The 11,117-nt window shown below is 49.4% G+C and carries 10 protein-coding genes; 3 read left to right on the top strand and 7 right to left on the bottom strand.

Annotation, left to right across the window (positions count from 1 at the left end; translation table 11 throughout):
- Positions 1–32: 32 nt before the first annotated feature.
- From ABIE10_RS21560 to yiiM, 4 genes are all read right to left on the bottom strand, one after another.
- A complete protein-coding gene (locus ABIE10_RS21560; RefSeq protein WP_200052271.1) occupies positions 33–1,283 on the bottom strand; it encodes an MFS transporter in 1,251 nt (416 codons plus the stop codon).
- A 118-nt stretch (positions 1,284–1,401) separates the two neighbouring features.
- Positions 1,402–2,358: a sugar phosphate isomerase/epimerase family protein gene (locus ABIE10_RS21555; protein ID WP_016155208.1), complete on the bottom strand. Its 957-nt coding sequence runs from the start codon at positions 2,356–2,358 to the stop codon at positions 1,402–1,404.
- Between the two features lie 8 nt (positions 2,359–2,366).
- A complete protein-coding gene (locus ABIE10_RS21550) occupies positions 2,367–3,071 on the bottom strand; it encodes a GntR family transcriptional regulator (protein ID WP_019077919.1) in 705 nt (234 codons plus the stop codon).
- A 228-nt stretch (positions 3,072–3,299) separates the two neighbouring features.
- Positions 3,300–3,974, bottom strand: a complete 675-nt coding sequence (gene yiiM, locus ABIE10_RS21545; RefSeq protein WP_429157011.1) for a 6-hydroxyaminopurine reductase — start codon at positions 3,972–3,974, stop codon at positions 3,300–3,302.
- Between the two features lie 152 nt (positions 3,975–4,126).
- Between yiiM and ABIE10_RS21540 the strand changes: the two genes are divergently transcribed.
- Positions 4,127–5,023, top strand: a complete 897-nt coding sequence (locus tag ABIE10_RS21540) for a dihydrodipicolinate synthase family protein (protein WP_016155205.1) — start codon at positions 4,127–4,129, stop codon at positions 5,021–5,023.
- 41 nt (positions 5,024–5,064) lie between these two features.
- Here ABIE10_RS21540 and kdgT read toward each other — a convergent pair whose 3' ends face one another.
- Positions 5,065–6,048 carry a 2-keto-3-deoxygluconate transporter gene (gene kdgT / locus ABIE10_RS21535; protein ID WP_016155204.1) on the bottom strand — a complete coding sequence of 328 codons (984 nt, stop codon included), beginning with the start codon at positions 6,046–6,048 and terminating at the stop codon, positions 5,065–5,067.
- A 235-nt stretch (positions 6,049–6,283) separates the two neighbouring features.
- On the bottom strand, positions 6,284–6,904 hold the full coding sequence (gene sodA / locus ABIE10_RS21530; protein WP_016155203.1) for a superoxide dismutase [Mn]: 621 nt from the start codon (positions 6,902–6,904) through the stop codon (positions 6,284–6,286).
- A gap of 255 nt (positions 6,905–7,159) precedes the next feature.
- Here sodA and ABIE10_RS21525 point away from each other — a divergent pair, with 255 nt between their 5' ends.
- Both ABIE10_RS21525 and rhaT read left to right on the top strand, forming a co-directional pair.
- Complete coding sequence (locus ABIE10_RS21525; protein ID WP_019077921.1) at positions 7,160–8,581, top strand: L-fucose/L-arabinose isomerase family protein; 1,422 nt, start codon at positions 7,160–7,162, stop codon at positions 8,579–8,581.
- Positions 8,582–8,783: 202 nt separating this feature from the next.
- Positions 8,784–9,818 (top strand): L-rhamnose/proton symporter RhaT, encoded by a 1,035-nt coding sequence (rhaT, locus tag ABIE10_RS21520; RefSeq protein ID WP_016157897.1) that lies wholly within the window; start codon positions 8,784–8,786, stop codon positions 9,816–9,818.
- A gap of 119 nt (positions 9,819–9,937) precedes the next feature.
- Here rhaT and ABIE10_RS21515 read toward each other — a convergent pair whose 3' ends face one another.
- Positions 9,938–11,116, bottom strand: a complete 1,179-nt coding sequence (locus ABIE10_RS21515) for an MFS transporter (RefSeq protein ID WP_429157008.1) — start codon at positions 11,114–11,116, stop codon at positions 9,938–9,940.
- Position 11,117 lies beyond the last annotated feature (1 nt).

Genomic DNA, 11,117 nt, shown 5'->3' with positions numbered 1-11,117 from the left:
CCCGGTAACGTCGTACCGGGGAAGTTCTCACATTATGCTGCCACAGTCGCAGCCGTTAGCTTTTGCTTTTTAATCCGCTTCACCAGAATGGTCGAACAGATAAAGCCCATTAAGCTGAATGCAATCATCACGCTAAAGACATAGTTATAGCCCGTAATGCCGCTATTGGTATCCAGTAAATAGCCGTATAACGTATACGCAAACATGGCGGGCATATAACCGATGATACAGCCAAATGCCATCGCCGAACCGGCATATTCACGCGGGGTACCAATCTCATCCATTGGTGCAAAGAAAATGGCGCGCTGTGAGAAAATAATCGCCCCAAATCCTAGCGTCGCCGCCATACCGATATACACATTCATCGTTTGATGTGGCAACAGCATAAAAACAACCATAGCAGCAGCAGAGATCAGAAACGTCCACTTCAGGTAAACCGTAGGTGATTTAGCAACCTTATCCGCCAGCAGCCCACCAATCGGCCCTCCCACCATTTTCAATGCATACTGGTTGATGATGCCGTACGCGCCGACGAGCGCTACCGGCAGCATGTAGATATCTTTTAAGAATGGGATGAAGTAAGTCAGGCCACAGTACGCGGCGTAAACAAAGAAAATCCCTAAAGAAGCCAGCCAGACGTTAGGGCAGGACAACACATGTTTGATACCCTTTAAGACTTCCATGTTGGCACTGGTTTTCTCGCCGCCTTTCACTTTGTCATCATCGACAATAAAGTAAGTGAGAACGCCCGCAGCCAGCGTAATTAGCGTATAAAATAGCAGTCCAGCCTGCATCCCCGCTTTACCTTCACCAAACTGGACGAAAACAAACAGAGCGCCAGAAGCGACGATAACATCCACCACGCCACGTCCGGCTTCTAAAAAGCCAAACATGCGCCCTTGTTCTTCTTGCGTACCTAGCAGACGCACAGCTTTCAGTAACACCGGCCAATAAACCACATCGGCAAAGAACGCCATTGCGGCAAAGCAAATAAGATAACCGGTAAATGACGGTAGCGTCGCCAAATATAAACCGCATAGCCCAACGCCGATCAGACCAAATGGTAATAATATTTTCTTGGAATAACGGTCTGCGATATAGAGCGACAGAAAAAGCCCGGTTGTCTGAACAATCGTATAAACAGTAAAACTTAAACCAATTTGCGTATTGGTTAAACCCCAGTCACTTTGCATTGGCACATAGAAAACGTCTTTCATACTTGAAAGTTTGAATATTGTGCCGCCGCCTAAAATTAAAAAACAGAGCCTTGCCCATTTATTCATGAACATAATTAAACCCTCATTGCTTGTTGAGAGAAATATTTAAATTAAATCATGCAGTTAATAAATTAAGAGAGTTATTTTCATAACCCTTTTCGCATTTAATAATATTTAAAGAAGTTTATTTATTACTTGTAAACTTGTCGCATAAATCACGGATATACTTTATTTGAGCAAGAGCATGTTCTTTTTCCTGCGCCAGTCGCGCATCAATCATGTTACTGTCGGGCAGCGGCGTATAGCTTGCATCGCGCCATGGGATCCAGGGATTATCACCTTCATCATCAAAACGAAATGCCGGAGCATAATATTCAACTTCCTCTTCCAGACCAAAAGCATTTACTTGCGGTTTATCTTCACCTAAAAGTAATAATGCCTTAAGCATCTCTTCCATTGGTAAGTCACCGTATCCTGAACGACAAGCCTCATGCCCCCAGCCTTTACCTTCTTTAATAATTTTTGCGTCTTTGATATGCACCTGAGTGATTAGAGGGGACATGACCTCTAACGCAGAAAGCGGCTGCTCATTGGCGTTAATCATGTTGCCAAAATCAAACAGAATAGAGAGATTCTTCATTCCACTATTATTAACCAGCGTCACCAGTTCATGGCCTTGCAGATCTTCATGCTGTTCGATAGTAAAGCTTAGTCCGCAATCGTCATACTGAGACAACCACGCAATATCATTGGCAATCTTTGCCATGACATCGTTGAGATGTCCTTCATAGCGCGGGTAGAAACGTACTGAAGTTGCGCCAGTTGCCACAGCAATACGGATCGCATCCGTCAATGTCGCCTTGTCCGATGCGCTCGTTTCAATATGTACATCGAGGTTATATTTTTTTGCCTTTTCTTTAAAATCGTGCAACTGTCGATCGTTTAGTTTCTGCAGTGATTGGGACTCACCATCCTCAACATGTATTTTCACTCCCTTTAATTGTTGCTGATGCGCAATATCCAGAAGATCGCCCGGAAGGACTCTCTCATAGCGCATATTCAGATGAAAGGCATAAGCATGTAGGTACAGTGGTATATTTCTCGCACGTTCAGCGAGAAGTTCTTGGTTGCATTTTCCCATTATTTTTCTCATTCATCACGAATAACAAGTTCCACAGATTCAAGTCGCCAGTATTCAAAATCAACCTGAACCACTTTTTTATCTCGGGTAGCCCGATGTTTTTCTACTAAAATTCCATAAGTATTAGGCGCAACGCCCAACTCTTTGCAGGCCACTTCTGGCATATTGACCGGTTTAAAAATCATTTCTTTGATATTTAAAGCATGACCAAACGCATCTTCCCAGACGCTGGCAAAAGACTGATTGCCCAATTTGTTAATGAATCCTGGCGCAACATCAGCATCAATATAGGACTCATGGTAAAACACTTTATGCGAATCAAGACCACACCAACCGGTAACTAAATAGCGATCACCGGAGGAGAGAAAAACATCATCAACATGGTGCGGAACCGTCGCAATCGTTTCTTTGGTTAAATAACCCCAAAAAGGCTTGCGCCCCTGAGCACAGGCTTCAGCATTAAAGCTGGAAAGTGATTTGGGATTATAAATAAATCGCTTCGATGAAATAAACCAACCACTGCGGTTCTTTCGGAAGATACGCGCATCGATCTCAAGCTCAATCAGAACCTGACGTAAAGTCATGCGCTTCGCATCCAGCAACTCACATAACTCTCTCTCCGAAGGCAATTTAGAGCCCGCTGGCAAATTATTCTCGTTTAACCAGCTTTCAAAGCGCTCTCTAAGCACATCAACATTGTTTTTCTTTTTCATCTTGCTCATCTGGTTTAAACCAATTTAAAGCTAAGATATTTGAGTGCAGGAAATACTCAAGTTTTTTTTCAACACAGAGTTTCTTTTTGTGGGCCAGGTATCAAGAATGGACTGAAAACATGGCGTGACAGGCAGGTTTTTTAACCCACCTTAGTATGCAGAGATAAGAACCACGAGAGAGGCAAATCAGGTGTTACCACCTGATTTAATTGCATGGCCAGAATGGCTTTATTTTCCCCACAAACGGCGGGAATTGTCTTCGATCTTGCAGCTTAAACGACGCTTTTGCATCGTTCGGGTCCAGCTTTTCGATAACCCGGCAGCCGAGAGTAAACGGTGATATTGTGAGTCATCAAACGGCATATGCCAGGCAATGGCAATCGCCTCCCGCACGCTGACGTCGCTGACGCGTGAAGCCAGGATCAAAGGCGCGTCCGCCGACACCTGGCCTGGAGCGATGACGCTACACAACCAGCCCGTCTTGCCTGCCTCCTGCATCTGGCTGGCCATATCGCTGATGCCAAAATGGAAATTCAGCTTAAAGCACGGCGAGCGCGGCTGCGTGACCTGAATCAGCGCATCTCCCCACTGGAAAATGTCGCCAATAAATACATTCTCTTCCGTTAGCCCCTCAGTAGAGAGATTCTCGCCAAACGCGGGCGCGACAAAGCGCTCTGCCTGCTCCGGAAACTCTTGTCTCCAGTGCTGGTAGTGTTCACGCGGATAGTGGCACAGCGCGCGATCTGGCCCACCGTGGATTTTCGTTTCCGCCTGTTCATCACCCGTCAGCCCCAGTTCGGTCAGCATCAGCTCGCCGTCAACCTGGACCTTAGCAATCGCGCTGGGACGGCTTCCCATGTAGTCCCGAACCTTGCCTGTAAAAACATCGACCGGATATCGCATCTGTTCCCTCTCCCGATAAATTTCCCCCATTACACCACATTTATTTTACCCCAGTCGCTCAAAATGAGAGCACGGTTCACATGAAACTTAGGGACACATGCTATCAATGTAATCTGGTTTTGAAACGTCATTTCAAATAAGGAGTCAACAACGTGACTGGTCAATCGCAATTTGCTGGCGTCTGGTGTCCTTCCATTACGCCAATGGATAATGACGGCAAGATCGATCTTAACGGTCTGAGCCAGCATCTCAAACGCCTTACCGAGGCCAAAATCGACGTGATTTTGCTGATGGGTAGCATCGGGGAATTTGCCTCCTTTACGCTCGAAGAAAAGCTGTTACTGATCCGCGAGGCCCGCGCTATGAGCTCGCTGAAGATGGTCGCCAACGTCTCATCCACCTGCCAGAATGATGTGCTGTTGATGGCGCAGGAAGCGTATCGCGCCGATTACGACGCCGTGATGATCCTGCCGCCTTACTACTATGGGCAAACGGCAAAACAGCTGCTGAGCTACTTCCGTCAGTTGGGGCAGAAGCTCAGCGGTAAATGGTTTGCCTATAACTTTCCGGCGCGCACTGGTTGCGATTTAACGCCCGAACTGGTTGCCACCCTCGCCGCCGAGTTCCCCAACTTCGCAGGCATTAAAGATACCGTCGACTGCCAGTCCCATACTCGCAGTATGATCCAGACCACCCGCGCCGTACGGGAGGATTTTGCCGTGTTGTCCGGCTATGACGAATACTACATTCCTAACCTGCTGGCAGGCGGCGCGGGGGTGATTTCAGGATTAAACAACGTCATGCCTGAACTGTTTGTCAGCGCACGGGAAGCATTTAAACAGGGCGACCTGACAGCACTTCGCGACATTCAGGACCAGATTGGCACCTACATGTCCATCTACGCCATCGGCGAAGATTTCGTCACCACCATCAAAACCGTGGTATCGCGTAAGTTTGGCTATTGCACCGGCGTGTCACGAAATGCCGGCGGAGAGTTGAACGAGGGTGAGTGTCGGACCATCGATGAGGTATTTGTCGTCAAAGCGTAAATCGTTAAGCCGGATGGAACAGACCATCCGGCAAAAGAGGCTTACTTCACGGCGCTACGAATATCAATTTCCGCCGCCCTGGCTTTAACTCTTTTCGACCAGATGGAAGTGATAATCGGCACCAGAATGGAGGTCACAATCACCGACGTGGCGACAAGGGAAGTTGCTGCCGGCGCCATCGGTTTAAATGCCGGAACCATTTCAGCAATCAGCACTGGCGTAGCGACCGCCGCACCAGCTGAGCTGGAGGCCGCAATCCCCGCTGTGCCATCGCCGCCACCAATCAGTTTATCGGCGATAATCAATGGAATACCGGTAATGATAATTACCGCCACGCCCAGCAAAATACCCAGTACACCGGTCTGCGCAATCACGCTCAAATCAATGGTGTTACCAAGCGCGAAGGCAAAGAAAGGAATCAATGTCTGCACCGCTTTGCTGAAGAACTCCCGCAGCTCAGGGTCCAGATTCCCCAGCGCAAAGCCAATCAGGAACGGTAATACGGCCCCCACAAACACGTGTGGTTCAAACGAAGCGATCCCGGCGGTTCCCAGAATCACCATAGTCATCAGCGGGCCAGACTCCAGCGACATCAGGACAAACGCCCCGGCCTCTTCTTTGGTGCCGTACTGCTGCATAATCGAGGCATACAGCCCGCCGTTGGTCATATCCATGGCGGCCACCAGCGCCAGCGTAGACAACCCGGCGAAGAAACCAACTTCTACACCATGTTCCGGCAGAATACGTGAAGCAATCGCCGCGACCACCCACGCTACCAGAATCTTGGTTATGACCAGCGTGCCTGATTTACGTAGCACGGTACCGGTGGCGCTTAGCTTGATCGACGCCCCCATACAAAAGAACCAGACCGCCAGAATAGGCACCGTACCGGTGATCATACCGTTGGTAAAGGAGCCGAAGTATTTCCCAGCGCCGGGGGAAAAGGTGTGACACAACGCGCCCAAAAAAAGCGGCACCAGCATCATGCCGCCTGGGATTTTCTCTATCGTTCGTTTGATCTGCATTTCCATCACCTGTAGACATAAAAATGGGGCAATTTTTATGGGCGATTGCATCTTGCTTATGAGATGCGCCCGTCTTGATGAAACGAAGATAGACATTCATAGAGACTATAAAAGTGATCTCACTCGCATAATAAAACCTTGTTTCAATTTAAATGGATCATTGTTTTTATATTGATTTTGATCACAAAAAAACCCCCACAAGCATCGCTTGCAGGGGCTTGTTAAAGCGTAGAACTTATTTTTTCGCTGCGAAACGCGCGGCAGCTTCGTCCCAGTTCACCACGTTCCAGAACTCTTTGATGTAGTCCGGGCGACGGTTCTGGAATTTCAGGTAGTAAGCGTGTTCCCAAACGTCCAGGCCCACGATCGGGAAGCCGGAAGCGCCAGAGATAGCTTCACCCATCAGCGGGGAATCCTGGTTAGCAGTGGAAACAACAGCCAGTTTGTCACCTTTCAGAACCAGCCATGCCCAGCCGGAACCAAAACGGGTTGCCGCAGCTTTTTCAAATTCAGCTTTGAAGTTGTCCACGGAGCCGAAGTCACGTTCGATAGCCGCTTTCAGGTCGCCCTGCAGCGTAGTACCGGTTTTCAGACCTTTCCAGAACAGGCTGTGGTTAGCGTGGCCGCCCGCGTTGTTACGCAGTACGGTTTTCTTGTCTGCTGGCAGTTGATCCAGTTTGGTGATCAGCTCTTCAACAGGCAGGCTCGCGAATTCAGGCAAGCTTTCCAGCGCAGCGTTAGCGTTGTTTACGTAAGCCTGGTGGTGTTTGGTATGGTGGATTTCCATCGTCTGCTTATCGAAGTGCGGTTCAAGGGCATCATAAGCGTACGGCAGGGATGGCAGTGTATAACTCATAATCATCTCCAGTATTGTCGGGCGGCCAGTGTTAACGCCGCGTAAGCAGTTGGGTTATTATAGTTAATTAAATGATATTGAAAATGATTATCAATGCCGTACTTTTTACATGGCTATTATGAGGTAAAAGTGTGAGCATCACTGGGAAAATCAGGCTGATCTTGCCAATCTGAGTAGAAAATAGGCAGCGACATGAAGGACATGGGAGATAAAGCACGACATAGTCTGAAAATTATCTCACAAGGAAATATTGCTATGTCTGTCAACATCGCCCTTTTTGGTATCGGCCTCGACACATACTGGCCCCAGTTTACAGGCCTGGAGTCACGTCTTCAGGGCTATCTGCAATCAATTGATGAGCGCCTGACGGCGCAACAAGCCAGCGTGATTAATGGCGGCCTGATTGATAACGTCGATAAAGCCGATGCCCTTATCAGACGGTTGCAGCAACAGCCGGTCGATGCTGTCTGTCTTTACATCAGCACCTATGCGCTCAGCTCAACGGTGCTACCGCTTGTGCAGAGTATCAATAAACCGGTCATTATTCTGGCCCTACAGCCAGAGCCAGGGCTGCCTTATTCAACAATCCGTCAAATTCCCGATCGGGGAGGTCGTACTGGAGAGTGGCTGGCGCACTGTCAGGCCTGCAGCGCCCCCGAACTGGCAAACGTGTTTAACCGTGCGAATATCCGCTTTCAGTTGATTGTTGGCGCATTACAGGGCGATGAGTATGTCTGGCAACAAACGGCGCAGTGGCTACAGGCACTTAACGCTCGTCAAATGCTGGCAAATTGTCAGGTCGGCGTCCTCGGGCACTATTATGACGGCATGGTAGACGTTTACAGCAATATGACGAATTTGTCCGCCAAAATGGGCGTGCGCTTTAAGCCACTGGAAATGTGTGAGTTGGCTGAATATCGCGAGCAGGTCAGCGAGGCAGACCTCAACGCCAAACGACAGGAAATGCACCGTGTACTTCAGTTGGATGCGGCATGCGAACCTGCAGAACTCAACCGCGCACTCACCACTGCCTGCGCCATGGATAAACTAATTGCCCAGAATAAACTCGGTGCACTAGCCTATTACTATGAAGGCCGTAACGGCAACGCTTACGAGAACATCATCACCTCAATCATTCTTGGCAACACGCTGCTTACCCACCGTGGTATTCCCGTAGCGGGAGAATATGAAATCAAAAATGTGCTGGCGATGAAAATTCAGCAACTTCTGGGGGCTGGCGGTTCATTCTCAGAACCATATGGCATTGAATTTAATGATGATGCTGTTTTGTGGGGACATGACGGTCCGGCACACCCGCTGATGGCGGATGGTCCGGTGAGTCTGGTGCCGCTGCCGGTTTATCATGGTAAACCCGGTAAAGGTGTATCTATCCAGATGACCGTGAAATCAGGTCCGGTGACCTTTCTTTCGGTAATTGAAGATGCCGAAAACGGGGTGCGTTTACAGTATGCCGAAGGTGAAGCTGTGCCAGGTGAAGTCCTGGATATTGGCAACACCAATAGCCGCTATCGCTTCCCGTTATCAGCTCGCGAGTTCACCACACAATGGTGCATGGGCGGCCCAGCTCATCATTGCAGCATTGGCCTGGGGCACCATGGCGAGGCACTGGAAAAACTCGCCTGGCTACTGGGTATTCAGGCAGTAAGAATTTGCTAATCCTCTATATTTCCGCCCTTCTCAAAAAAGAGGGGCGGAGCCGCATTTGTGATCAATATCCCTTCCATCCCCTGAATTTTGCCAGCATTACTCATCCCACGGCAGCATGCTGAAGGTTAATCTATTGCTCACTCTTTAGACTTTTGAACATCAAAACGGGTGATTTTCATCCTGCCAAATCGATAATTCAAAAGGAAACAGAATGGGTAACGCAATTACGATGGGGATAATATGGCATCTAATCGGTGCCGCTAGTGCCGCTTGTTTCTATGCCCCTTTTAAAAAGGTACAACACTGGTCCTGGGAAACCATGTGGTCTATAGGTGGTTTTGTTTCATGGCTGATCCTTCCCTGGCTCGTCAGCGCGATCCTTCTGCCGGACTTCTGGGCCTATTACAGTTCATTCAGTGCGTCCACCCTGCTGCCGGTATTTTTATTCGGTGCCATGTGGGGGATTGGTAATATCAACTATGGCCTGACTATGCGCTATCTCGGTATGTCGATGGGGATCGGGATCGCTATCGGCATTACGCTAATTGTTGGTACCTTAATGACGCCAATCATTGCCGGTAAATTTGACGTGCTCATTGGCACACCAGGCGGACGTATGACCCTGCTCGGCGTGCTGGTCGCCCTGATCGGAGTGGCGATTGTCACCCGCGCCGGACAGTTAAAAGAGCGCAAGATGGGCATCAAAGCCGAAGAGTTCAATCTGAAAAAAGGTCTGATACTGGCGGTGATGTGCGGCTTTTTCTCCGCGGGGATGTCCTTTGCCATGGATGCGGCTAAACCAATGCACGAAGCCGCTGCAACACTCGGTATCGATCCGCTGTATGTCGCCCTGCCAAGCTACGTAGTCATCATGGGCGGTGGTGCGGTGATCAATCTGGGATACTGCTTCATTCGTCTGGCAAAAATGAAAAACCTGTCAGTAAAGGCCGACTTCTCTTTAGCAAAACCGCTGATTATCAGCAATATCCTGTTTTCGGCGCTTGCTGGCCTGATGTGGTATCTCCAGTTCTTCTTTTACGCCTGGGGCCATGCCAAAATTCCAGCACAGTATGACTACATGAGCTGGATGCTGCACATGAGCTTCTACGTCCTGTGCGGCGGTATCGTGGGCCTGATCATGAAAGAGTGGAGCAATGCAGGGAGACGTCCGGTCAGCGTGCTAAGTCTTGGCTGCGTAGTGATCATTGTCGCGGCAAACATTGTTGGTCTGGGAATGGCCAGCTAACGACACAACCCCCGACGACGATGACGCCACTGCGCTGGCGTCATCCCAATTTTACGGTTAAATACCACCGAGAATCAGTTTCCGTTGAACTATCTTAAATTAACCAAATAATGATGACGTTACTCACAAAATACCTCCGTTCGAGCGTATAGCTTAAATCCGTTCAGCAATAAAAACAGATACCCGATAACCGGCACCCAAAAGCTCAAACGCAGGCCAATAGCATCAATAACCATCCCCTGGATAAAGGGCAGCACCCCGCCGCCAATGCCCGCCATAATCAAGCAAGCAGAAATAGATGCCGCATAGCGATCAAGTCCGGAGAGCGTGCGAGAGAAAATAATGGGATACATCACCGAGTTCATGAGTCCCGTCGCCAGCAGACAATAGCCGCCAAAACGGTTAGCGAAAACTATCGCGGCAACGGTTAGTAGTACCGCTCCCGAAGAACACAGGCAAAACAACAACTGAGGTCGGCAACAGTGAGCCAGCAAGCCATACAAAAACCGCCCCGCCAATGCACCGCCCCAGTACAACGCGATAAAGGAGGTCGCTTGTGCAAGCGAAAACCCGCCCAAAGACGGGTCGTGAAGATAGCTGAGAGCCGTAGTACCAATGCTGACTTCAACGCCAACATAAACAAGAATGCCACTCACCCCAGTACGAAACTGCGCATAGCGCCTGAGCGCACGAATCGCAGAAAAAATATTCTCGTGCGCGTCACGAAAATCAGCAATTGAAAAACGGTAAAACGCAACCAGCAGTATGCCTCCCACCAGCATCAAACCGAGATACATCCCCGGAACTGAAATGACAGAGCCAGCCAGAACAACCGCCAGGACGACAGGCGCCAGCGCCGCCCCGAGGGAGTTGATGGACGACGCCAGACTGAGGCGTCCAGCCGCACTTTGCGCCTCGCCGAGCCGATTAACATAAGGGTTTGCGACCACCTGCATCGCCGCAACCCCCATCGCCACAATGAAAATCCCCACCAGGCAACCGGCAAATGACGCCAGCCAGAGCGATACGGCAATCACCACCGAACCACTTGCGGCAAGTATCAACGCCAGTAAGAGTGCGCTGCGATACCCTAAACGCGCCATCCAGCCTGAACACGGTAAACAAATCACAAACGGTGCGAGATAAAACGCTACATTTACCAACATCGAGTCTCGCCATGAAAGCGAAAAAACTTGCCGGAAAAAGGGAATCGTGGCGCTATTAATTGCCGTCAGGACGCCCCAGTAAAAAAAGACAGCCGACAGCAGAATGAACGCCCGGCGAGGATTCTGAACCATG

Source organism: Citrobacter sp. 506 (genome assembly GCF_050434985.1).
Lineage (GTDB): Bacteria > Pseudomonadota > Gammaproteobacteria > Enterobacterales > Enterobacteriaceae > Citrobacter > Citrobacter braakii.
This window is presented reverse-complemented; position numbering and strand designations above follow the sequence as displayed.